General features: G+C 62.5%; 18 protein-coding genes. 12 read left to right on the top strand and 6 right to left on the bottom strand.

Translation table 11 applies throughout. The features are described 5' to 3' along the window. Window positions 1-35 precede the first annotated feature (35 nt). The 12 genes from fabG (at window position 36) to VGN12_02595 (ending at window position 15,785) form a co-directional block, all read left to right on the top strand. Window positions 36-806 (top strand): 3-oxoacyl-[acyl-carrier-protein] reductase, encoded by a 771-nt coding sequence (gene fabG, locus VGN12_02650; GenBank protein ID HEY4308328.1) that lies wholly within the window; start codon window positions 36-38, stop codon window positions 804-806. A gap of 427 nt (window positions 807-1,233) precedes the next feature. Continuing rightward, window positions 1,234-1,482, top strand: a complete 249-nt coding sequence (locus tag VGN12_02645) for an acyl carrier protein (protein HEY4308327.1) — start codon at window positions 1,234-1,236, stop codon at window positions 1,480-1,482. Further along, a complete protein-coding gene (fabF, locus tag VGN12_02640) occupies window positions 1,479-2,729 on the top strand; it encodes a beta-ketoacyl-ACP synthase II (protein HEY4308326.1) in 1,251 nt (416 codons plus the stop codon). Before VGN12_02645 ends, fabF begins: the two co-directional genes overlap by 4 nt. Window positions 2,730-2,919: 190 nt before the next feature. Then, entirely contained in the window at window positions 2,920-4,209 is a 1,290-nt protein-coding gene (locus VGN12_02635; protein ID HEY4308325.1) for a hypothetical protein, read from the top strand. Window positions 4,210-4,298: 89 nt separating this feature from the next. Then, window positions 4,299-4,607, top strand: a complete 309-nt coding sequence (locus VGN12_02630; protein ID HEY4308324.1) for a hypothetical protein — start codon at window positions 4,299-4,301, stop codon at window positions 4,605-4,607. A gap of 132 nt (window positions 4,608-4,739) precedes the next feature. Beyond that, window positions 4,740-6,041, top strand: coding sequence for a beta-ketoacyl-[acyl-carrier-protein] synthase family protein (locus tag VGN12_02625; GenBank protein HEY4308323.1), 1,302 nt, complete (start codon window positions 4,740-4,742; stop codon window positions 6,039-6,041). 624 nt (window positions 6,042-6,665) lie between these two features. Beyond that, window positions 6,666-8,036 (top strand): transcription termination factor NusA, encoded by a 1,371-nt coding sequence (gene nusA, locus VGN12_02620; GenBank protein HEY4308322.1) that lies wholly within the window; start codon window positions 6,666-6,668, stop codon window positions 8,034-8,036. 208 nt (window positions 8,037-8,244) lie between these two features. Next, window positions 8,245-10,878, top strand: a complete 2,634-nt coding sequence (gene infB, locus VGN12_02615) for a translation initiation factor IF-2 (GenBank protein HEY4308321.1) — start codon at window positions 8,245-8,247, stop codon at window positions 10,876-10,878. 96 nt (window positions 10,879-10,974) lie between these two features. Then, window positions 10,975-11,433 carry a 30S ribosome-binding factor RbfA gene (gene rbfA / locus VGN12_02610; GenBank protein ID HEY4308320.1) on the top strand — a complete coding sequence of 153 codons (459 nt, stop codon included), beginning with the start codon at window positions 10,975-10,977 and terminating at the stop codon, window positions 11,431-11,433. 150 nt (window positions 11,434-11,583) lie between these two features. Continuing rightward, on the top strand, window positions 11,584-12,471 hold the full coding sequence (locus VGN12_02605; protein ID HEY4308319.1) for a hypothetical protein: 888 nt from the start codon (window positions 11,584-11,586) through the stop codon (window positions 12,469-12,471). Window positions 12,472-12,757: 286 nt separating this feature from the next. Further along, the gene (locus tag VGN12_02600) at window positions 12,758-14,968 is read left to right on the top strand and encodes a tetratricopeptide repeat protein (protein ID HEY4308318.1); all 2,211 of its coding nucleotides are present in this window, start codon (window positions 12,758-12,760) and stop codon (window positions 14,966-14,968) included. A gap of 64 nt (window positions 14,969-15,032) precedes the next feature. Further along, entirely contained in the window at window positions 15,033-15,785 is a 753-nt protein-coding gene (locus VGN12_02595; GenBank protein ID HEY4308317.1) for a YebC/PmpR family DNA-binding transcriptional regulator, read from the top strand. Window positions 15,786-15,859: 74 nt separating this feature from the next. Here VGN12_02595 and VGN12_02590 read toward each other — a convergent pair whose 3' ends face one another. From VGN12_02590 to VGN12_02565, 6 genes are all read right to left on the bottom strand, one after another. Further along, window positions 15,860-17,599: a multiheme c-type cytochrome gene (locus VGN12_02590; GenBank protein ID HEY4308316.1), complete on the bottom strand. Its 1,740-nt coding sequence runs from the start codon at window positions 17,597-17,599 to the stop codon at window positions 15,860-15,862. Between the two features lie 140 nt (window positions 17,600-17,739). Next, window positions 17,740-18,912, bottom strand: a complete 1,173-nt coding sequence (locus tag VGN12_02585) for a DUF1573 domain-containing protein (protein ID HEY4308315.1) — start codon at window positions 18,910-18,912, stop codon at window positions 17,740-17,742. A 119-nt stretch (window positions 18,913-19,031) separates the two neighbouring features. Beyond that, complete coding sequence (locus tag VGN12_02580; protein ID HEY4308314.1) at window positions 19,032-21,161, bottom strand: O-antigen ligase family protein; 2,130 nt, start codon at window positions 21,159-21,161, stop codon at window positions 19,032-19,034. A 2-nt stretch (window positions 21,162-21,163) separates the two neighbouring features. Beyond that, window positions 21,164-22,312 (bottom strand): MraY family glycosyltransferase, encoded by a 1,149-nt coding sequence (locus tag VGN12_02575; GenBank protein HEY4308313.1) that lies wholly within the window; start codon window positions 22,310-22,312, stop codon window positions 21,164-21,166. Next, window positions 22,309-22,854: a DUF4416 family protein gene (locus VGN12_02570; protein ID HEY4308312.1), complete on the bottom strand. Its 546-nt coding sequence runs from the start codon at window positions 22,852-22,854 to the stop codon at window positions 22,309-22,311. The genes VGN12_02575 and VGN12_02570 overlap by 4 nt, the downstream gene beginning before the upstream one ends. Before the next feature lie 214 nt (window positions 22,855-23,068). After that, entirely contained in the window at window positions 23,069-23,392 is a 324-nt protein-coding gene (locus tag VGN12_02565) for a multidrug efflux SMR transporter (GenBank protein ID HEY4308311.1), read from the bottom strand. Window positions 23,393-23,395: the final 3 nt, after the last annotated feature.

Raw genomic sequence — 23,395 nt, 5'->3', positions numbered from 1 at the left:
CTGCCGGTTGCCCGAATTAAAAAAGGAGTGCGTGCGTGGCGGACAGCATTGAAGCGAAACTTTCGGTCGATTTGCACGGTCAGACGGCGCTCGTTACGGGGGCCTCGCAAGGATTGGGACGTGCCATCGCGATCGGCCTGGCGCGGGCCGGCGCACGCGTGGCGTGTGTCGCGCGCAATGCCGAGAAGCTACGCGGCACAGTCGACGAGATCGTAGCCGCGGGCGGCACCGCCGAAGCGTTTTCCTGCGATGTCGCGCAGAGCGAAAGCGTGCAGAAGACGATCGACGCCGTGCTCGAGAAGTGGGAAAAGCTGCAGATCCTGATCAACAACGCCGGCATCACCCGCGACACGCTCATCCCGCGCATGCAGGACGAGCAATGGGACGAAGTGATCGGCACGAATTTGCGCGGACCGTTCTTGTTCACCCGTGCCGTGACCCGGCCGATGATGCAGGCCCGCTATGGCCGGATCGTGAACATTGCCAGCGTGTCCGGCTTGATGGGGAACCCGGGGCAGTCGAACTACTCGGCGTCGAAGGCGGGGTTGATCGGCATGACGCGTTCCGTGGCCCGCGAGCTAGCGACGCGCAAGGTGACGGTCAACGCGATCGCTCCCGGCTTTATCGAGACCGAAATGACCGAGAAGCTGGGCGAAAAAGTGCTGGAGGAAGTCGTCAGCCGGGTGCCGGTGCGCAGGCTCGGACAGCCCGAGGAAGTCGTGGGGGCCGTACTGTACCTGTGCAGCAGTGCCGCGGCCTACATTACGGGGCAAGTGATCACAATCGACGGCGGATTGACCGCCTGACGGCGAGCGAGAGGGAACGCGTTACGCCCCGATCGTCGGTGCGGAGAGATTTTTGTGAATCGGACGTGATCTTGCCTCGCAAAGTCCGACAGGCGTATTGCTTCCGACGATCTGGCGTGCGTTTGCCGTAGATGTGACGAATGCTCGAAAGGCGGACTCTAATGCGAAAGTCGAGCGGACGGGCTCAGGCGTGCGAATACCTAACAGGACGCGCCGCCTGGGGGTGCTGGTAGATATGGACAGGCTACGAAAAAGTCGGTATATCTTGACCTTCTTTCCGGAAACCCTTTAATTTGCTGGGGCTTCGAGTTTGCCCAAGCGTCGCTCACTCACAGGGGCGGCCTGACCGATAGCAACCGCCGCCCCCCCAAATTTCGCAAAACCAAGCGCGGATATTCCATAAGCAACTGCAAGGAGGACCAGTAAAGTGGCCTCAGTTAAAGAGCGTGTGATCGACATCGTGGCCGAACAGCTCGGCGTCAGCAAAGAGCAAGTTACGCCCGAGACTTCGTTCGTGAACGATCTTGGTGCGGACAGTCTGGATACCGTGGAATTGGTTATGGAACTCGAGGAAGAGTTCGATATCAACATCCCGGACGATGCTGCGGAAAAAATTCAAACAGTGGGTCAGGCGATCGAGTACATCGAAAAGTCGCAGTCCAACGGACATAAATGAAACGACGCGTAGTCGTAACCGGCCTTGGAGCAGTCACTTCCCTAAGCTGCCGAGTCGACGACCTCTGGCAACGGATTTGTCAGGGCGAAAGCGGGATTCATCCGCTAACTTCGTTCGACACGACTCAATACAAAGTCAAATTCGGCGGCGAAGTCCAGAACTGGACCACGGACGGTTACATATCAGCTAAGGATGCGAAGCGGCTTGACCGCTTTACGCAATTCGCCATGGTCGCCGGCATCGACGCCGTGCGCGACTCGGGTCTCGATTTCTCGAAAGAGGACCCGTTTCGTTGCGGCGTGATCTTGGGGACCGGTATCGGCGGACTGAACGAGATCGAGACGCAGCACGCCCGGCTCTTGGAAAAGGGGCCGGACAAGGTGTCTGCCTTCACCATTCCCAAATTGATGGTGAACGCGGCCTGCGGGCAAATCTCGATCGAGTTCCAATTGCGCGGCCCCAGCGCCGCGGTAGCCACGGCCTGCGCGAGCGCGACCAACGCGATCGGCGATTCGTATAAGGCCATCCAGTACGGCGACGCCGATGTGATGGTGACCGGCGGCACCGAGGCGGCTCTGACGCCGATGGGGATCAGCGGCTTTGCGAATATGCGGGCCCTGTCCGAGATGAACGACAATCCGACAGGGGCCAGCCGGCCGTTCGATCGCGAACGGGACGGATTTGTGCTCAGCGAAGGGGCCGGCTTGTTGGTTCTCGAGGAGATCGAGCACGCCAAAGCCCGCGGCGCCCGGATTTACGCCGAGGTGCTCGGCTACGGCCTGAGCGCTGACGCCGGACACATTACGCATCCCGACGAACATGGCACCGGCGCCGCGAAGGCAATGAGCTATGCGCTGGCCGATGGCCGCGTGCCGCTGTCGGATGTCACGTACATCAATGCTCACGGTACCAGCACACCGCTGGGAGATCAGGCCGAGACGGCCGCCATGAAAACGGTGTTCAAGGAACACGCCCGCGACCTGAGCATCTCGAGCACGAAGAGCCAGCTCGGGCATTTGCTGGGCGCGAGCGGCGGCGTGGAGCTGGTGCTTTCGGTGCTGGCGCTGCGGCACAACATAATTCCGCCGACGATCAACTATCACAATCCCGACCCGCTGTGCGATCTGGATTACACGCCCAACCAGCCGCGCGAGCGGAAGGTGGTGACTGCCATGAGCAACAGCTTCGGCTTTGGCGGGCATAATGCGTCAGTGATCGTGGGGCACATGCGTAACGGCCAGCATTAAGCGGCTCGTAGGTGCATCTTAAGAGCACCGTGATCGTCGCTTAGCGCTTCGCGGTGCATGCAATGCATCCCACCGCCGGCGGCTTATCGATCTTGTTCCGCCTGTGGCGACCTCCTATACTCCCGCCGCATTTCCAGGGATTTCCGCGCGCCGGGCCGGCGCAACCGGACTCGACATGGAGGCCGTCACGATGTTGGCCAGAAGTTTTCTACTCGCGCTAGCGTTTGCTGTCGTCGTGCCGACCTTGGCGCGGGCGCAAGCCACGACTGCGCCTGCGGCGCAAGACCGTTCGGCCGGCAAATGGCGCACGCCGCGCAATCGCGTTGCCGCGGCGCCCCCTTCGGCGAAGCCGATTCCGTCGAAGGAGATTCGGCAGGCCAGCGGTGAATCCGATGACGGCATCGCGCCGCTGAATTCCACTTCGCCTCAGGCGGCCATGCAAGGCGCACCACGGCAATCGATCGCGCGCGTGACCGAAGGGGCGGGCGGATTGCCCAACGACGCCGGCCAGGTGTGGCGCGAATACGACATCAGCCCCTACGCGGTGCACGTGACATCGACGAACCGTCCCGAGCAGGCGATCGTGGATTGGATTCTGCGCGATACCGGTTACGAGACCTGGCATTCCGAGCCATTCGCGTTTTTGAGCGCCAACCGACGCTCGCTGCGCGTCTATCACACGCCCGAGATGCAGGCCAAGGTGGCCGACGTCGTCGATCGCTTTGTGAATACCGAGGCCGAGACGAGCGCCTTCAGTGTGCGGGTTATCACGATCGGTCATCCCGATTGGCGTGTGAAGGCCAAGCCGATGTTGCGCTCCGTGGCCGTGCAGACGCAGGGCATTCAGGCGTGGCTGGTGGAAAAAGAGGATGCTTCGCTGCTGTTGGCCGAGCTGCGCAAGCGCAGCGATTTCCGCGAACATAGCTCGCCGCAACTGCTCGTGAGTAATGGCCAGGCGACCACGGTCGCGGCCACGCGTCCCAAAACGTACACGCGCGACCTGACGTTGCACCCGAATGCGTGGCCCGCCTACGAAGCGGAAATGGGGCAATTCGACGAAGGATTCTCGCTGGAATTGAGCCCGCTATTGTCGCTGGACGGGCAAACGATCGACGCGGTGATCAAATGCCATATCGACCAGTTGGAAAAGCTGGTCCCGGTGATGATGGATGTGCCCAGCCAGGTGGCGCCGCACCAGCGGGTGAAGGTCGAGGTGCCGCAAATCACGCATTGCCGGCTGCACGAGCGCTTCCGCTGGCCGACGAATCAGATTCTGCTTGTGGGACTAGGGGTCGTGGCGACACCGGTGCCGAACGACCCAAGTCCGCTGAAGGTGCCGATGCCCTGGTCGAGCCCCGGAGCCCGAGCGGACCTGCTGGTGCTGGTCGAGAGCAAGGGAAAGGCCGGGGATACGGCCCCGGTGCCCGTGCCGGTCATCACGACGCAGCGTGATACGCGCACGTATCACGGCCGCTACTAAACAATCGACTAATTCGTAGCGTTAATAACCACACCATGTCCCCTACCTCGCGATTCAGTCGCCGCTGGTTTCAATTCGGACTAGGGACGATGTTTCTTGTTGTAGCACTGGCTGCACTTGTTGCGCGGGAAATGAGCGGCGTGAAGCGCCGCCAAGATCTCATCGCAGTCAGCCGCGAGAATCATGTCGAGATCAGGACGCTTAGCGAGTGGGTACAACTGCCTGGAGCAGCGCCGCCATATGTGCAGGTTCCTTTCTGGCGGCGATGGCTCGGTGAGGATCCGCCAGCTCAAATGTGCTTCAGCCTTGACGGGAGCGATAGCGACGAATTGCCATATTACCGGGAACTGACAACTGAATTTCCAGCTGCACGCGTTACCTATAGCATCAGCCGCTAATAGTCATTTTTCGCGATACTTGTCGAAAATGGACGGACAACCGGCCAGCATTCCGGCTCGACGGTGGCAAGCTGTACCGATAAAATGCCAAGTTTTGGGGTGGGCAAAGATCCATTTCAGCGGGGACCTGCCGTGCGTCGCGTCGTCATAACGGGCTTGGGCATTATCAGCCCTCTGGGGAACACGACCGAAACCCTGTGGGATGCTCTGCAGGGACGGCGGAGCGGTATTGCCGCGGTATCGAACGGCCATGCAGGGCTGGCCCGCGATTTTGCCGGGGTCGCCCACTGCTTCACCGGGCATATCGACGACTTTGGGCCCCTGGAAGGGGAACTGAAGAAGTCGATCCGCAAAGGCCTGAAGGTGATGTGCCGCGAATCGCAAATGGGAGTCGCGGCCGCCCAGCGCGCGTTGCACAACGCCCAGATCGCGGCCGGCTCTTACGACCCGGAACGCGTCGGCGTCGTATTCGGCTCGGACTACATGCTGACGGTCCCGGACGAATTCATCGCAGCGATGCGGGCGTGCGCGCCCGAGCATCGGGATTTCGACTTCTCGCAATGGGCCGGCACCGGCATGCCGAAGCTGTCGCCGCTGTGGCTGTTGAAATATCTGCCCAACATGCCGGCCAGCCATATAGCGATCTACAACGATTTTCGCGGGCCGAACAATTCCTTGACCTTGCGCGAGTCGGCCGCGAATTTGGCCGTCGGCGAAGCGCTGCGCGTCATTCAGCGCGGCCATGCCGACTGCATGCTGGCCGGCGCCACCGGGACGCGGGTCCATCCGATGAAGGCGTTGCACGCCGTGATGCAGGAGGAAATCGCCCCCAACGGCCAAACGCCCGAACGGGCCAGCCGGCCGTTCGACTTGAATCGCTCGGGGATGGTGCTGGGCGAAGGTTCCGGCGCGATCATTCTCGAGGAATACGAGTCGGCCAAAGCCCGCGGCGCGCGGATTTACGCTGAAGTGGTGGGGGCCGGGTCGTCGTCGGTGGTCGATCGTAACCGCGTGGCTCATCGGGGCCAGGCGTTACGCAATGCCCTGAAGTCCGCGCTGCAGGATGCCAAGATCGAACCGACTGCGATTGGTCACGTCAGCAGTCATGGCCTGGGAACGCGTAGTTGCGACGCTGAGGAAGCGGCCGCACTCCACGAGGTGTTCGGGCCGAGCGCGGCCAGTGTGCCGGTCACGGCGGCCAAGAGCTACTTTGGAAACCTGGGTGCTGGCAGCGCGATGGTCGAGCTGGCCGCTTCGACCCTGGCGTTGGCGAACAATCAGTTGTTTCCGATTCTGAACTACGAGACGCCGGATCCGGAATGCCCGGTGAATGCGGTCACAGCGAGTGACGCCTCGCCCGGCGATTCCTTCGTGAAACTGAGCGTCACGCCCCAAGGGCAGGCCGCCTGCCTGGTTGTTCGCCGCTGCGCTTGAAAGAGTGCGGCAAGGGCGTCGGTCTATCTCTTTCCGCGGCATCTAGCTGCGCGACTGGTTCCGCAGTGCGTTCTTCTCAGATGCCGGGCATTACCAACGGCTGCGCGGGTTGCGCCAGCTCGAACGGACACGGGGTCGCGATCGCAGAAATTGCTTGCCCGCCGCCGGCCGCGTAGAACCTTGACACTAATTCGGTCAGGGGCTAGGTTTACCGGACTACACCCGTGGCTTAAGTGGTTGACTGAGAAAGATTTCGAGCGAGTCGACCGAAGCCCGGATGAGGTCGGTCATCGGTATGGTCCAGGGTGACCGTCATGCGATCGACAGGAAAACGCGAAATAAGGTTTGGATATCGTCATGTCGTGGCGCGCTTGCAGCGCCATGACGGGCGCGATCCTGCCGAGGCGTCAGGCGTAGAATAGTAACCTTGAAGAATGCTGGTCACGTGGCCCTGCGGGCCGGACCGGGCATCTCGACGAGTGAGGGAGGTGTGACGACAAGCAACGCGTAACCGGAAGCAGCTCGACAAAGGATACGAGCGGTGCCGGTGCTGAGGGATCAGGGACAATTCGGACAATTCGACAACTCGAAACAAAAGCACCACGGGTGCGGGGACGGCTGACCATGAACTCGAACGAACTTCTGCGGCTGATCGACTCGATCCATCGCGATAAGAATATCGACAAGGAAATCGTCTTCCAGGCCATCGAGGCCGCCTTCGCGTCGGCGCTGAAACGCAAGCACGGCGACGAGGAAGAAGTCATCGTCATCAACATCAACCGTCAAGACGGCTCGATCACGGGCTCGCGCGACGGTGTGGCGCTCGACAAGGAAGAGACCGAGACGGTGGGACGCATTGGCGCTCAGAATGCCAAGCAGGTCATCATCCAGAAGGTTCGCGAGGCCGAGCGCGACGCGCTCTACGACGAATACGACGAGCAGAAAGGGCAATTGGTCACCGGCGTCGTGCAGCGCTACGAAGGTGGCGCCGCGACGGTATCGCTCCCCAATTGCGAAGCCATTCTGCCGCGCAGCGAACAGATTCCCGGCGAAACACATCACGCGAACGAGCGCGTGCGGGCCACGGTCTGCGAAGTGCGCAAGCACGGCAGCCGCGTGAAGGTGATTCTGAGCCGTACCCGGCCGGCGCTGGTCGAACGACTGTTCGAGCAAGAGATTCCCGAGATCGCCGACAGTGTGATCGAGGTTCGCGCCATGGCGCGCGAGCCCGGCTATCGCAGCAAGGTGGCCGTCAGCAGTACCGATGCGCGCGTGGATTGCGTCGGTGCTTGCGTCGGCGTGCGCGGCAATCGCATCAAGAATATCGTCGACGAACTGGCGGGCGAGCGGATCGATATCGTTCGCTGGAGCGACGATATGCAGGTGTTGATCCCCAATGCCCTGCAGCCGGCCGAGGCGGACGAAGTGATTCTGTGCCCGATGCTGGGTCGGGCGATCGTACTGGTGCGCGAGGATCAGCTTTCGCTGGCGATCGGCCGCCGCGGCCAGAACGTGCGGCTGGCTAGCAAGCTGTGCGGCTGGGACATCGAGATCATGACCCGCGAGGAGCTGGACGAGCAAATCGAGCGTGCGGTAGGCGGATTTAGCGCGCTTGAGGGTGTGGACGAAAACCTCAGTGAGAAGCTAGTCGGCGAGGGCTTTTTGTCTTACGATGATCTTTCGGTAATCGAACCGGACGCTTTGGTCGAGATGGGGGGGCTGCCTGCCGAGCAGGTGGACCGCATCATCGAGCAGGCCGAGGCCAAGGCCGAAGAGGCAGAGCAAGCCGCGGCCGACGAACGTCGCCGACAGCGGAGCCAAGAACGGTTGGATGCCGCGAACGCAGCGGCCGCCGCCGAATCCGGAGAGACACCCGCCGCCGAAGGGGAAGACTCTTCGGTTGCCGCGGTTCCCGATGAGGCCGCCGAGGGGGCGGAAACAGACGCTTCTGACGTGGTGGCCGAACCGGCGGGCGAACTTCCGCCCGAGGGTTAAAGGCCCGACTCGTCGGTAAGGAGACTCGCGGCGTGTGCGCTTCGCGCATGCGGATCGCGGAATGATGGGCGCCGGCATGTGCCTGTCAACTTGCCACGGAGGAGTTTGTGTACGAAAGGAAAACGTCCATGAATTCGTAAAGACAAACGAGCTGCCCGGCGATCGCGGGATGTGACCCGCGAGGCAGGCAGCAGAGGGAGAGTTAGACTTGGCGCTACGGATCTACGCACTCGCGAAAGAACTGAACATTGATAGCAAGATACTGGTGGAGCTCTGTCAAAAGGCGGGCGTCACTGGGAAGGGGTCCGCGCTAGCCAGTCTGACGGACGAAGAGACCGCGACGGTGCGGTCGTTCCTCAGCAATTCGTCTGGGGCGAGGACGGCTGCTCCCGCAGCGCCCGTCCGACCTGCCCCGGTCGCTCCGGCCGCTAAGGCTCCCACGACCACGGCTGAGCCCCCCGCCTTCCGCCGCGAGGATTATGTTTCTCCCGCCGGCGCTGGCAGGCCGCCCGTCCTGGGCCAGAGGCCCGAGACGCCGAGCGAGCCGCGGCGACGTCCGCCGGACGGTGATCGTCCGAAGGTGGCCCCTTCGATTCGCGTCGCGCCGATGCCGACGGTCACTCAGCCGCAGCCGACGGGCCCTGTCGAGCCTGCGCCGCAGAAGCCCGACCTGAAGTTGCCGGCCGATGCCATTCGCGCCAGCCGGGCGGGACCAAAACCGCTGCAGGAACACCTGCGCAAGCACGAGGCCAAGCGCAAGGCGGACGTCGTCAAAGGCAAGCCCGAGCCCGGGCGTGGTCCGCAGCCCCCAGCGGCGCCGCCGGGCGACGCTTCGTCGCGCGATCGCAACCGTAGTAAAGGGGTCAAGGCGCCCGCGAAGGATGGCGAATTCGCGGCAGCCTTGGGAGGCCGCGAGCAGCGGCAGCTCAATCGCAAGCGTTCCACGGCCCCGACCCGCTTCCGCCCGTCAAGCGGTGGCGAAGACGAGGCATCGTCGGGTCGATTTCGTCGCTCGCGACCGAAGCAAAAGCGTTCCGGCACCAATACGGCCGCGCCCCGCAAGGGAAGCGTTGCCGTGCAATTGCCTGCCACGGTGCGCAGCTTCTCCGAGGCGATCGGCGTACCGGTGCAAAAGGTTCTCGGCAGGCTGCTGACGTTAGGCACCAGCCTGTCGACCAATGCGATCAATGCCGAGCTGGACGCCGAGCGCGTGCAGTTGTTGGCGATGGAATTCGGCGTGGAAGTCGAATTGAAGAACGCCGTGACGCTCGAAGAGCAATTGCTGGGCGAGATCGGCAATCGCGAGGACGATCCGGCACAACTCGAGCCGCGCGCTCCGATCGTGACCTTCCTGGGTCACGTCGACCACGGCAAGACATCGCTGTTGGATCGGATCATCGGCATCGACGTCGTCAGTGGCGAGAGCGGCGGTATCACGCAGCACATTCGCGCGTATTCCGTCGAGAAGGACGGTCGCACGATTTCGTTCGTCGATACGCCGGGTCACGAAGCGTTCACCGAGATGCGGGCGCGTGGCGCCAACGTCACGGATATTGCCGTGTTGGTCGTGGCGGCCGACGACGGTGTCATGCCGCAAACCGAGGAAGCGATCAGCCACGCCCGCGCCGCGGGGGTACCGATCGTGGTGGCGCTGAACAAGACCGATTTGCCAGGCATCAACTACGACCGGATTTATACGCAATTAGTTACCGCCGGGCTGCAGCCCACCGAATGGGGCGGCGACACCGAATTGGTGAAGTGCAGCGCCATCACAGGCGCGGGGATTGACGAGTTGTTGGAAACGCTGCTCACGATTGCCGAGCTGCACGACTACAAGGCGAATCCTCATCGGCCGGCCGAGGGGACGTGCCTCGAAGCGGAATTGCACGAAGGGCGCGGCGTCGTCGCCAAGCTCATCGTACAGAACGGCACGTTGAAAGTGGGAGACGTCGTCGTGTGCGGTCCGGCCTACGGCCGCGTGAAGGCAATGTACGACACGCTCCGCCCGCGCCAGACGCATGCCGAAGCGCGGCCGTCGATGCCGGTGAACGTCACGGGCCTGAGTGTTGCTCCGGGGGCCGGCGATCACTTCGTCGTTCTCAGCGAGATCGCGCAAGCCCGCGAGATCGCCGAGCAGCGCGCCATCGTCACACGGCAAATGTCGTTGGGTGGCATCACGGCGCACGTAACGCTCGAAACTCTGTTTGACCGTTTGGATGGTGAATCGTCGCAGACGTTGAACCTGATTTTGCGGGCCGATGTGCGTGGCTCGATCGAAGCCATTCGCAAGGAGCTGACCAAGCTCGAACATCCCGAGGTGCAGATCAAAATCCTGCAGGCGACCGTGGGCGGTGTCACCGAAGCGGACGTCCACCTGGCCGACGCTTCGGACGCGATCATCATCGGGTTTAACGTAGTGCCGGACGAAGGCGCCCGCTCGCTGGCCGAGCAAAAGGGCGTACAGATTCGCCGTTACGACATCATTTACCAGGTGACCGACGATCTGAGGAAGGCGCTCGAGGGGTTGCTCGAGCCCGAGAAGCGCGAAGTCGACCTGGGACGCGCGCTCGTGCAGCGTACCTACACGATCAGCCGGGTGGGGACGATTGCCGGCTGTCGCGTGTTGGCAGGCAGTGTCGAGCGAAATTGCCGCGTGCGAGTGGTTCGCGACAGCCGCGTGATCGGCGACTACGGCCTCGACTCGCTGAAGCGCGAGAAGGACGACGCCCGCGAGGTTCGCGAAGGGTACGAATGCGGCATGAAGCTAGCGGGGTTCAACGACCTGAAAGAAGGGGATATTCTCGAAGCGTATCGCATCGAGGAGGTCGCTCGCACACTGTAGGCCCAGGCGGCCACGGGATCCTTCATCGCGACGAGCGTTGAATGACCTGGTGCCGCTTCGAGCTATTCGGATCAGTGGCGGCGAAAGGAAACCCTGATGAGCTCCCGGCGAACACAAAAAGCGGCGCAGGCCATTCGCGAAGTGGTCAGCATGGCAATCCTGGCGGATCTAAATGATCCGCGCGTGCAGGATGTAACGGTTACGTACGTCGAAGTGGCCCCCGACATGCGTCAGGCCAAGGTCCACGTGTCGGTCCGGGGGAACGAAACGAAGCAACGGCTCAGCCTGCAAGGGCTGCGCAGCGCCGCCGGCTTCCTACAAGCCAAGCTGGCCAGTCGGATCGAGACGCGGTACACTCCCCGGCTTGAGTTTGTACTAGACTTAGGGGTCAAGAAGTCGATCGAAATGGCTCAGATTCTGGAGCGGGTTCTGCCGGATAAAAGCCCGGTCGAGCAGCCTGATTCAGAGGACGACGACGTCGATGCTGACGAGCTTGATACCGACAAACTTGATACCGACGACGGCGATGCCGACGAGAGCGATGACGCGGGTTAATCGATCGTGCGGCAGGATGGCCGACCTTCCAGGATGCGTCGCGGAACCTTTTTCCGACGCGCTATTTCATTGAGCAGCAGCGGGACCGTGGCACGTTAGTCGCGCAATCATGCGGACGGCCTGAGCCACCGAACAACAAAGTCAGATCGTATGGCGAATACCAATCGTGCCAGCCTATTGGGCAAGCTTCACAAGGTACTCCGCAAGCATTTCAAGCCGATCTATCCGGCGGAGCGCGGGGCGCTCGAGCAATTGCTGTTTGCCTGCTGCCTGGAAAACGCGCGCTACGAGGCGGCCGAGGAAGCCTATGCGGCGGTCTCGACGTCGTTCTTCGATTGGAACGAGGTCCGCGTGAGTACAGCCAAAGAACTGGCCGAGGTCATGCGCATTCTGCCCGATCCGCTGGCCGCGGCCACGCGTTTGAAGCAGACGCTGCAAAGCGCGTTCGAGGCGACCTATGCGTTCGACCTTGAAGCGATGAAGAAGCAGAATCTGGGGCAGGCCGTGCAGCGGCTGAAGAAGTTCACCGGCACCAGCTCGTTCACCGTGGCGCATGTCACGCAAGCGGCGCTCGGGGGGCATGCCATTCCGCTCGATCGGGGAGCGCTCGACGTGCTGTTCATTGTCGGCGCCGCGACGGAAGCAGAAGTAAAGTCGAGCGAGGTCACAGGCCTGGAACGTGCGATCCCCAAGACCAAGGGAGCTGAGTTCGGTTCGCTGTTGCACCAGTTGGGGGCCGAGCTAGTGGTCGGCCCCTATTCGCCGAACGTACACAAGATACTGCTGGAAGTTTCGTCCGAGGCAAAAGACCGCTTGCCCAAGCGCGGGCAGAAGAAGCCCGAGCCACCTCCGGCACTAGCTAAGGCCGCGCCTGGCGCCGCCAAGAAGGCTCCTCTGGTGGTCGAGAAGAAGAAGGACAAGGAAGAGCCCAAGAAGAAGCCGGTCAAGGCCGCCGCTGCCGCCGCCTCACCCAAGGTCAAGCCGGGCGTCAAGAAGAAGCCCGAGCCAGTGAAGCTGGCGAAGCGCAAGCCGCGGTAGTGGTCGTCAAGGACGCGTGGCGATGAGCCGTTTCGGGGCGCAAGATCGCCTCGATGCCGTTGCTGCGACTGAGCGCCAGCACACTGCTCGAGTCGTTTTGGATCGCGCCCTTTCGTGTGTCATGCAGTGCCAGCCTTCGTGGCAGGATTCGGCCGGCAGTGGTAGAATTGGCATAAGCGATTGACGATGCTTCTGCACTCTCTCGTCATCGCTTTTCATCTGACCGCCGCGTCGATCCGGACTCTCAGTTTTCACGCCTTCAATGGGGGCGTCGAGGAATTCAGTCGTGCCACGCTCGAACCACGCTCTCCGCAGTTTCGCCCTGGCGACCGTGACGCTGTTGGGCGGTGCGACAGTGATTCAATCCGCGCGGGGTGACGATCTCGAGGATGTGCCCGCCTCGATCGAGGAAGCCAAGCCACGCACGCCCGAGGAGCAGACGCATCTCGACGCGCTCAGCCTGTTCGGCGCCGGGCGGATCGAGGAACAGAAAGAGCACCTGGGCGAGGCCTTGCGGCTGTATCAACGGGCGCTGCGTTGCGACCCGGATGCGTTACCGATCATTCGCGAGATCGTGCCGCTGGCGTTTAATCTCGATCGGCCGAACGAGGCCGTGCGTTATGCGTTAAAGGCCGCGGAGATCGACCCTTCGGATCCGCTCTTGTTGCGGCAGCTCGGCCTGCACTTGGCCGAGGCCGGCCGATTCCAGCAAGCAATGAAGCTCTACGAGCAAGCCCGCTCGCAATTGCCCAGCAATCCGCCGAGCCCTGCCTATATTTTGCTGTCGATGGAGCTGGGACGTTTGTGCTTCGTCACGGATCACGCGAAAGAGGCGGCCGAGGCGTTTGCCATCGTGCTGCCGGCGATCGAGAAGCCGGAGAATTTCGGGCTGACCGAAAGCCAGCGAAAATCATTCGTGGGGGCCGAGGGTGCGCGATCGCTGGAATTGATGGCCGAGGCGTTTCTGGCCGCCGATCGGCCGGACGATGCCGCCGTGGCTTACGAGCGCTTGGAAGCCCTGCGACCAAGCAAAGCGCTCCACGCTTATCACTTGGCGCGCGTGGCCGAAGCCAAGAAGGAACCGCAACAGGCGCTCGAGCAGTTGCAAAAATATTTCGACGAGCACGGCACGAGCGCCGGCATGGCGCCGTACAAGATGCTGCCGCGGCTGCTGACCGCCACGGGACAAGCAGACAAGATCATTCCGCAACTGGAAGTGATCGCTGCGGCCGAGCCGAAGAATACCGACGTGCGGCAAACGCTGGCGGCGGCCGCGATCACGGCCAAGCAAAACGACAAGGCCGAGGCGATCTATAAGGAATTGCTGAAAGGGCATTCCAACGAGGACGCCTATCTGGGGATGATCAATGTGTATCGGCAGGCCCAACGTTGGCACGACCTGGTCAAGGTGTTGGGAGACGCAGCTGCGGATCGGGATGCGCTCGACATGCTCGATGAGCAGGCCAAGGAAATCGCGAAAGATAAACAGACCGTCGAGAAGCTGACCGAGATTGCACGCAGTGAATACCAGAGCGATCCGGACGGACTCGATTACGGGGACCGCATGGCGCTCGCGCTCGTGACGCTCGAAGCGCACGATTTCGCTGCAGCGAAAGAGTTCTTCAACTTGGCGCTAAAGGTCAAGCGCGAGGATGCGGCCAGCTTGTTCGAGGCGTGGGGCGTGGGACTGATTCTGGCCGAGCAATATGCCGAAGCTGCCGCGATCTTTCAACGGGCCATTGACGAGCAAGTGCTGCCCGCGGGGAATTCGGTATTTCACCATTACCTGACGGGCGCGTTGGAAATGGCGGGCAAGACCGACGAAGCACTGGCCGTGGCGCGGACGGCGATCGCGATGCCTGACGCTCCGCCGCGGATGTATTCGCGGTTGGCCTGGGTGCTATACCACGCCAAACGGAACGTCGAGGCCGAGCAGGCGTATCGCGACTTCGTGCAGCGGTTCGACACGCAATACGAATCCGAGGAATTGCGCACGCTGTTGCGCGATGCGCGGCTGGTGTTGTCGAACTTATGCGCGACGCGCGATGATCGGCAGCAGGCCGAGGAATTGCTCGAGCAAGTGCTGGACGAATATCCCGAGAACATTGGCGCAATGAACGACCTGGGTTACTTGTGGGTCGAGCAAAACAAGAATCTCGACCGCGCGGCGCGAATGATCGAGCAGGCGGTCGAAGCTGATCCCGACAACCAGGCTTATCGCGATAGCCTGGGCTGGGCCTATTTTCAGATGGGGAAATTCCCCGAGGCGGTCGTGGAGCTTGAAAAGGCGGTCGCGGCCGGTGGGGACGATCCGGACGGCGTGATCCTGGATCATCTGGGGGACGCCTGTGAAAAGGCGGGCCAACTCGACGCGGCGCGCACGGCGTGGCAGCGCGCCGTCACGCAGTTCGAGCGCGACCAGGATGCCGAAAAGGCCGCGCAGACGAAGCACAAACTGGAAAAATCCGCTGCCGGCGCCGCCGCGCCGCAGCCGTAAACGAAAACACAGGCCGCGGGCGTGCTGCCGGCGGTCTCTTCGCAAGAACATCGCAAGGATTCTTATGGCAGGCCATTCCCATTGGGCGAATATCGCCCACAAGAAATCGCTGATCGACGCCAAGCGTGGCAAGGTGTGGAGCAAGATGTCCAAGGCCATCATCGTGGCCGCGAGGGCAGGTGGCGGCGATCCCGTCATGAACCTGCGGCTGCGATACGCGATTGACGCCGCCAAAGCGATCAGCATGCCGAAGGACAATATTCAGCGCGCCATCAAGCGCGGCACGGGCGAGTTGGACGGCGGTAACCTGGAAGAGATTCTGTACGAAGGCTACGGCCCCAACGGCGTCGCCGTGCTGTGCGAGATCTTGACCGATAATCGCAACCGCACGGCCGGCGAAGTTCGCAAGATCTTCGAGCTGGCCGAAGGAAAGCTCGGCGAGTCGGGCTGTGTGGCCTGGATGTTCGATCGCAAGGGGTTGTTCGCCATTTCCGCGGCGAAGATCGAAGAGGACGCCTTGATGGAGCTGGCGCTCGAGGCAGGCGCCGACGACGTGCGCCGCGTGGAGAACAACTTCGAAGTGACTTGTGATCCGTCGTCTTTTCAGGCTGTGAGCGATGCGTTTGCGGCGCAAAAGATCGTGCCCGAGATGAGCCAGATTTCGCGGCTGCCGAAATCGACGGTCGACCTGGACGCGGAAGGGGCGCGCAAGGTGTTGAAGCTGATGGAACGGCTGGACGATCACGACGACGTGCAGGACGTCTCGGCCAATTTCAACATTCCGGAAGAAGCGATGGCCGAGATCGGCGAGGGCTGATCGCGGCGAGTTTTCGCGATGGCGATATTGCTCGGCTCGCGTAGTAGTGCAGCGAAGCGGCGCGGCGGGGTGGGCTACTTCATTCCCTTGTGTTCGATCTTCGGCCAATAGTTGTCGAAGTGGCCGGCGAAATGGGGATCGTTGTCGCCGTCGTGGCATTTCACGCACGTGTTCAGTTCGACTGTGGCCTTGGTGAGGCGCATCGCTTGCCGAAGTTGATCGCGCAGCACCAGGTTCTTGCCCGCCTCGGCCGCGACGTGACCACCGCCAGGCCCGTGGCAATTCTCGCAGCCGTTTCCGGCCAGTTGCGGCGTTTCGGTCATGCTCGTGAAGCCGGCGGCGAAGGGATAGAACTCTTGCGGACTCCAGCCGGTCACGTGGCAGCTCAGACATTCCGGATCGTGCAGCCGCGGCGGAGTGGCCGTGGCCAGCGATTGCGTGGCCTGGGCGTGCTTCGACTTGCTCCAGATGCCGTAGGCCGTCTTATGGCACTGACCGCAGGTGGCGCTGCCGACGAATTGTCCTGACGCGTCGCCCGGCTTCGACGCGCGAGGATGCGTTTTGGGACGCAGGCCCAGGCCGTTGAAACCATCCTGCTCGAGCTGGTCTTGATAGGCGACCATCAGCTTTTGCATTTCGGGCGCGTCGGGAAAGCGCGCGTCGAGCGGCACGCGCTGATAACGCCACGGTTGCTTGGCATTGTCGTACAGGCCGAGGACGATCGCATACTTGCCCTTGTGGCCGACCTCGACAAAGAGTGTCTTTTGTCCGTCGATGTGCTTCAGCAAGTGGGGCGGCTCTTCGGCGCCGCCGGCCGTGACGACGATGTCGAAGTCAGGAAAGCGCTTGGCGAGCTGTTCCGATTCGGCCGGCGTTGCGTGGGCAAGTAGAATCAGCAGGTCGCATTTCTGCGCCTTTAGCTTCGGCAGAACTTTCTCGATCGCCGCTTGAGCCGGACCGAGCGTCAATTGATCGTTGTTGATCTCGGCCTGGTATTTATCGCCCAGGACCGACGTGATGCCGATCCGCTTGCCGCCGGCTTCGACTATGCGCAACGGCTGCGTCAGATCGAACAGGTTGACGTTGGCCGACACGAACGGGCAATTCTCGCCACTGGTCACGGCCACCAGGGATTCGGCCGGAAGGCGCAAATCCTTCGGTCCGAAGCCGATCGCCTTGTAGCCCATCGTGTTCATGGCGTCGGCCGTGATCTGGAACTTGATCTCGGCCTGACGCCCGAAGCGATTCACCAGGCCGCCGACGTCGAGCGGGAGGACGGGCCATCCCTGTTTTTCGAGTTGCTTGATGAACGAACCACGACGCGCCATTCCACCCAATTGGTTTTCGCGTCCCTGGCAACCGCAGGGCTCGAAGTAGCCGTCTTGCTCGCCAGTGAGGACCAGCGCCAGCTTGGGCGTGGTCCAGCCTTCGAAGATCTTGCCATTGGCCGTGATCGGATCGACGGGCTTCGCCGTTGCCTTGGCCGGAGCAGCTTTCGTCTTCGCGGCGGGCGGGGCCTGGTGTGCGGCCGGAATGATTTGCGAGGGGGGGCTGGCGTCCGCCGGGCCTGTTGACGGAACGTCGGCTGCAGGAGACGCTGCCGCTGTCGACGAGGACGCTATCTCTGCCGGCGCTTCTTCTGCAGGCGCTGTTCCGCTGGGCGATACCTGCGATGCGCCAGTTTCGGATGTGGTCGCCGAGCGATCCGATTTCGCCGTGGCGCCGTCGGCCGGTTCTTGCCGCGCCGAGCATCCCACCGAAGCAAGCAAGCAGGCCGCGGCCAGTAGCGGCGCCAGGCGCGTCAGTCTAATCATGATGTGCATGTCGTGGTGTTGATCGGCAATACGAGACGGGCCCAGAGATACTCCGGGTGCCCGATGCTCGGCCTGCCCCCCGTTGAGCGCCCTGCTGGCACCACGCGGTAGTCGACTTTTCCGCGCACGAGACAGCCGACCTATTTATCGGAAACCGCAAAGGTTACCTTCAGGCGCACTTCGGCCATCTCGGGCTGGTTCGTGGGAAACACGATTTCGCCCGTGGTTTCCGGAGTGTAGCCGAGATAGTTTGCCTCGGGCGAACCTGGCGGAATCTCGATCGTGAAGGGGATGGCGACAACATTCCCCAGTTCCTCTCGTTCGCCCAATCTGACCGAGAGGAGTTCCGGCTTCACCTGCGGAGTCTTGAGCTCAATCTGCTGGCGGTGGGCGCCGCGGATCATCAGCTTCAATTGCCGGCGGGTGCCGAGCGCGCCATCGACGGTCCCGATGCGAATCGTGCCCCGATCCTGGTCCCATTCACGCCCCACGATCAGGATCGGGCTGCCGATGCGGCCGGCGATCGCGATTTCGGGGTCGGGCGTGTCGGCCAGATTGGTTTGCAGGCGGACCTTTTGTTCGATGGGCCCCGCCGGCAGTCCCGGCTTCACGGTGACCGCGACCTCGAGGCCGCTGGTCATGCCCTCGGGCAGAGAGTCCTTGGGAAGCGGTGTGCTCTTCACTTCGAAGCGGTCCGCCGTGGCTGCGTTGTCGAACGTGTGACCGACGATCTGCACATCGTCGCTGAGACTCGTAAAGACGCGCGTCTTGGCGGTCGATTCTTCGTCCGCGGTGAGATTCGTGAACACGATCTCGGGCGGGTTAACGACTAGCGAATCGACGATCAGCCCTTCGATAGTCAGGGTGATCTCGCGGCGGCGCGGGTCGTTGGTAAAGATCGACGCCTCTTGGCGGAAACGCGTTTCGGGCGTCTTGGCGGTCCATTCGAGCGTGACGTCCTTCGATTCGCCGGGAGCAAGCTCGCAATCGTCCATGTCACTGAGCGTGCATTTGCAGGTCGTCTTACCTTTGCGAAGCACTAGTGGGTAGTCACCGACGTTCTTCAGCACGAAGGTGTGGCGGCCCGTCGCCTTGCGTTCCATTCGCCCGAAATAGTAATGGGCGGCGTCGATCACGAGCTTCGGCTGCGGACCGGCAACGGGCGGCAACTTTGGCAGATCGGCATTGAGGACGCTGGTCGAATTGGCCTGCGTGGGAGAGGGCACCAACAGATCCGAGTCCCACAGCGCCGAACCAACCCCGGCGACGATACCGATAACAATCGAAACGATGGAGAGCAGCCAGATTCTCATGCGTATGACCGTGGATCCGTAGGAACTTGCTGACAAGGGACCCGGGCACGAGGGGAGATGAATTCGATGAACCTGCGCGTGCCGGATAGTATCGATTCTAGTAGTCGGCGGCGCGGGCTTCAATTCGCCGGGCCGGCCAGTGACTGCAGACGCTCAACCATCTCGGCAGGGAGCTTTTGATCGGAATGCCGCGTCAGGTCGTTGAGCACAATGGCCCGTACGGCTTCGGCCCGGGCTTGCTCGGTTTTTCCGGCATCCGCCCAGGCTAGCGCCAGTTTGGCGTGCGTGGTACCGCTATTGGGATAGAGGGCCGTCGCACGTTCGAACGAGGCGATGGCCAATTCGAGGGGGCGGGCTTCGCGGGTGCGACGATGCACCTCGTGGCAGATATCTCCTTTCAATTCCGCCAACGGGGCCGAATGGGGATCGAGACGCTCGGTCTCGTCGATCGAAGTCATGAAGCGGTCGAACGTCGCCGCCGACGGATGCGATTGCCAGTGCAGCCACTCGAGCACGGCCATCCGCTTCGGGGGTTCGGCATTCAGCGGATCGGCGGCCCGGGCGGCGCGCAGATGGGTCTCGGCCTGTTCCGTCTCGACGTCCGCCATGTCGAGCGCCGCGTTACAGGCCAGCACTGGTGAGTAGACCGTGTAGAAGAACGTACCACCCAGCCCGATCGCGAGCGCGAAGATAGCAACCGTCGCAAGCTTCGAAATCGGACGCGCTTTTTCGGTCGACGCAAGCGCCAATCCGGACAGCAGCCACAACGAACCGGCAACACCGGCGAAGTTGATCCCGCCACTAGCTAGCAGGTTGATGAGCATCGCGCCGGCCGCGATCGTGAGCAGACCGGCGGTCATGCGCCCGCTGCGCAACCAAGGATCAAGTGCTGCGACGACAATCACGCTCGTTAGTAAACCAATCGCACAAGCGGCAGTGCCCAGGGGGACCGTCGCCAGCGGGCCGATAAAGAGCGCAAAGACAAAGCCTGCGCCGGCGCCTGTGTACACGTAGTAGGGACGATCCTCGGTTGGCTCGTCAATCAAGGCGGCTTGCGGTTTGACGACGCGCCACGCAATGAGTCCGATTGCGAGCAGTAGTGCTAGCGCCGCGGGCACGCCGGCGGTTCCGCCAACCTCGAGCAGAAAGTTGTGCGGGTCGGCGACCGTTTCACTCGCCTCGGGCAACATGTACTGGGTGTAGCAGCCCTGGAATTGGCCAGGTCCGCACCCGAACCAAGGATGGTCGGCGATCATCGCGCAAGTGGCTTGCCAATATTGCAAGCGATAGCCGAGCGATTTGCCGGCCTCGCTGACGACCTCGCGATCGAGGGCGCCGATGCCGATCGCCGCGACGACGAGCGTGACTGCGATAATCGCGGCGGCAATCAATGTTCGCCGCGAGATCACGGCGCCTTGAACGATCGTCCACAGGGCCACGCCCGCGATTCCTGCGGCAATAGCGACGAAGCCGGATCGACTTTTGGTGAGGACCAGGCAGGCCAGGCACGTGAGCGCGGCGATCGCCGCGGGGAGCCAGACTCGAGCGTCGCGCGCACGCATGACCGCGGCCGAGGCGCAGATGCCCAGCGCCACGATGGACCAGGGGACCAGAAACGCGGCCAACGAATTTGCGAGCGCAAACGTGGCCATCGGCTCGCTACTGTTGACGCGTTGCTCGAAGAGCAGCCGTTGCCGCGAGCCAGGAGGCGCCGAAATGTGGGCTTCGCGTAGCGCCGCTTCTGGATTCTCGTGAAACATCGCCTGGTCGCGCGGGATGCTGTAGAAGTACTGGTGAAAACCGAAGACGCTCATCGTCACGGCCAGCGCCACCATCACCGCGGCGATCGCGCGCAATTCACGCGCGCTCGTCACGAGTTGCCGCACGAGGAAGAACATCGCGGCCAGTGATACCCATTGCCAGGCGGCATTCACGGCTGGCCGGGGCGCACCGGTATCAATCGCCAAGTAGGCTGCCACGCCCTGCCACGCGACCAGAAAGACGATTGTTAGATCGACAATATCGAAGCGTGCGCGGCCATCGCTGCGCTGCAACACACGCAATGCCCAGACGGCCACGAGCACCACGGAGAGCAATACGAACAGCAGGGCGTCGCTGCTGCCCGCCGTTCCTTCGCTGGGCAACAGCGGGCGCGCGACGAACAGGCACACAGTGCCGGCCAGTAGCCAGGGCCGAAGAGGATCTCCGGCAGGGGCGCGTTCGACGGGTCGCGATCGTTTGGCGGTCATCGCTATCGCTTCGTCCGTTGGTTCTGGCCGACGCGAACCGTGGTTTCGAGCACCGCAACGAGTAACAGCACGCAAGTCACGAGTAGCGAGACGATCACGGCCCCCACTTCGTCGACCTGATGCAGCAGCAGCGCACCCAGCCCACAGGTGGCGGTCAGCAGGTAGATCGTGGCGACGGCCTGGACCTTGGTCATGCCGAGTTCGACGAGCCGGTGCGAGAAATGATTCTTGTCGGCTTCGAAAGGGCTGCGGCCGCTGCGAATGCGGATCAGGATGACCGTCAGCATGTCATAAAATGGGACGGCCATCACGCACAGCGGCGCCAGGATCGAATGGCGTGGCAAATCGCCGCCGCTGAACGTGGCCATGATCGTGGCCACGGCGACGTAGAAACCGATGAAGTAGCTGCCGGCGTCCCCCATGAATATTTTGGCCGGCGGGCGATTATGGCTGAGAAAACCCAGCAGCGAACCGACCAGGACCAGCAAGAAGCCGGCCACGAACAACTGCGGCGCCGCGGTTTGCGGATCGTGCGTGATCAGTAACACAGCGGCCAGGATCGCCGAGGCGATCGCGGCCACTCCGGCGCTGAGACCGTCCATGTTGTCGAGCATGTTGAACGAGTTCACCAGCGCCACGATCCACAACACGCTGACGATCGAAGTCAGCCAGGGGACGTTGACGAACATCGTCATGTGCCAACCACGCCATACGACCAGGATCGCGATGCCGAACTGCACGGCCAGCCGCGGCCGCCAGGAAAGTCCCCACAGATCGTCGGCTAGGCCCAACAGCATCAGCACAGTTCCGGCGGCGAGCAAGAACCAAAGTTGCGGTGCCTGTTGCGCCAGGCCCGACAGATGAGGCCGGACAAACTCGGGAATCGGGATCCGGCTCGCCCACGCCAAGCCAGGAGTATCAGCCGGTCTGGTAACGAGCCACAGCACGATTTGTCCCAGCGTCATGGGGAGGACAACGCCCAGCCAGATAGCGATGCCGCCGCCGAGCGGCGTTGTGCGGACATGAACCTTGCGATGCCCTGGCTCGTCGACCAGGCCCCAGGCGGGCGCGCCGCGCCGCACGACTCCGGCGGCCAGCGCCGCCACGAAGGCCGCGGGAACGACAGCACCTAATACCAGCCACGGAATCATCGGCGGTCCTGCTTGATGCGGCCGCGCAGGTAATCGCGCGCCGCGGTAAAGAATTCCTGATAGTCGGCGCGACGATAGTCCGGAAACGTCCAAGGATGATGTTGCCATGCCCGGTCGCGATAGTACAAGGTTACCTCGGCATAGATGCCGCGCGACAGGTAAATCCGATGGGCGTGGTCTTTGGTCGAGGCCAGCACCAGCTTGGCACTGGTGATATAGCCCGGGTCGAGGTTCAACGGACGCGCCTCGGCGTGCTGGCCCAGCGCCGCGTACTCGTGTTCCCACACGCCCGTTTGCAGCTTGGCGTCGACTACGGCCGAGGGATCGAATAGGTCCGCGAAGACAAAGAAGATTTTGTCGAGCGCCGGCCCCATCGTTGACTCGTAGTAGTCGGTCTCGCGAAACGGAAACGCGGGACTAGCAAGCGCGACCGGTCCCCATTGTTGCTCGGCGCGAGCGCGCGCCCAATCGAGCGCGGCGCCATGCCGGCTAAATGCGGCCAGCAATCGCAAAGCCGGCTCGGGTGGCGACGGTTCTCCCATGTTGCCTTGAACTTGATCCGAAGAAGGTGGCCGCGAAATGCCGTGCGTGTGTACGGAGGAACGCCGAGCATTCCCCACAAGTGTTTATCGTACACTGCTCGGGGTTTGGTAGGGTGCCCTGTGGGCACCGCTTCGGTCGCTCGTGGCACTTGAGAATCGTGGATGACGCGTGGTGCTCGAAGAGCACCCGACGGATAGCAAAAAGTCGCGGAGGTCAGTGACCGCCACCGCCGATGTTTAGCCCTACGACGCCCAGGATGATCAGCCCCAGGCAGATGGCTTTGGTAGGGGTGAGCGACTCGCCAAAGGCGAACAGCGCGATCACGGCGATCAGTGCCGTGCCCAGCCCGGACCAGACGGCGTAGGCCACGCCGACCGGGATGCCCCGCAGGGCGAGCGTCAACAAGGTCAGGCTGAGACCGTACAGGCCGAACATCAAAAGCGAAATGGGCGGCTTCGTCAGTCCGTCGGAGAGCTTCATGCACGTCGTGCCGGCCACTTCGCAGCCGATGGCCAACACCAGGTAGAACCAACTCATCGG

Source organism: Pirellulales bacterium, assembly GCA_036499395.1.
Lineage (GTDB): Bacteria > Planctomycetota > Planctomycetia > Pirellulales > JACPPG01 > JACPPG01.
This window is presented reverse-complemented; position numbering and strand designations above follow the sequence as displayed.

Bases quoted from the DNA above. Each gene is read 5' to 3' on its own strand.
- VGN12_02595 (HEY4308317.1), top strand. From the start codon at position 15,033: ATGGCAGGCCATTCCCATTGGGCGAATATCGCCCACAAGAAATCGCTG.
- VGN12_02565 (HEY4308311.1), bottom strand. From the start codon at position 23,392: ATGAGTTGGTTCTACCTGGTGTTGGCCATCGGCTGCGAAGTGGCCGGC.
- VGN12_02630 (HEY4308324.1), top strand. From the start codon at position 4,299: ATGTTTCTTGTTGTAGCACTGGCTGCACTTGTTGCGCGGGAAATGAGC.
- VGN12_02590 (HEY4308316.1), bottom strand. From the start codon at position 17,599: ATGATTAGACTGACGCGCCTGGCGCCGCTACTGGCCGCGGCCTGCTTG.
- VGN12_02635 (HEY4308325.1), top strand. From the start codon at position 2,920: ATGTTGGCCAGAAGTTTTCTACTCGCGCTAGCGTTTGCTGTCGTCGTG.
- nusA (HEY4308322.1), top strand. From the start codon at position 6,666: ATGAACTCGAACGAACTTCTGCGGCTGATCGACTCGATCCATCGCGAT.
- VGN12_02585 (HEY4308315.1), bottom strand. From the start codon at position 18,912: ATGAGAATCTGGCTGCTCTCCATCGTTTCGATTGTTATCGGTATCGTC.
- VGN12_02570 (HEY4308312.1), bottom strand. From the start codon at position 22,854: ATGGGAGAACCGTCGCCACCCGAGCCGGCTTTGCGATTGCTGGCCGCA.
- VGN12_02605 (HEY4308319.1), top strand. From the start codon at position 11,584: ATGGCGAATACCAATCGTGCCAGCCTATTGGGCAAGCTTCACAAGGTA.
- rbfA (HEY4308320.1), top strand. From the start codon at position 10,975: ATGAGCTCCCGGCGAACACAAAAAGCGGCGCAGGCCATTCGCGAAGTG.
- fabF (HEY4308326.1), top strand. From the start codon at position 1,479: ATGAAACGACGCGTAGTCGTAACCGGCCTTGGAGCAGTCACTTCCCTA.
- VGN12_02575 (HEY4308313.1), bottom strand. From the start codon at position 22,312: ATGATTCCGTGGCTGGTATTAGGTGCTGTCGTTCCCGCGGCCTTCGTG.
- VGN12_02580 (HEY4308314.1), bottom strand. From the start codon at position 21,161: ATGACCGCCAAACGATCGCGACCCGTCGAACGCGCCCCTGCCGGAGAT.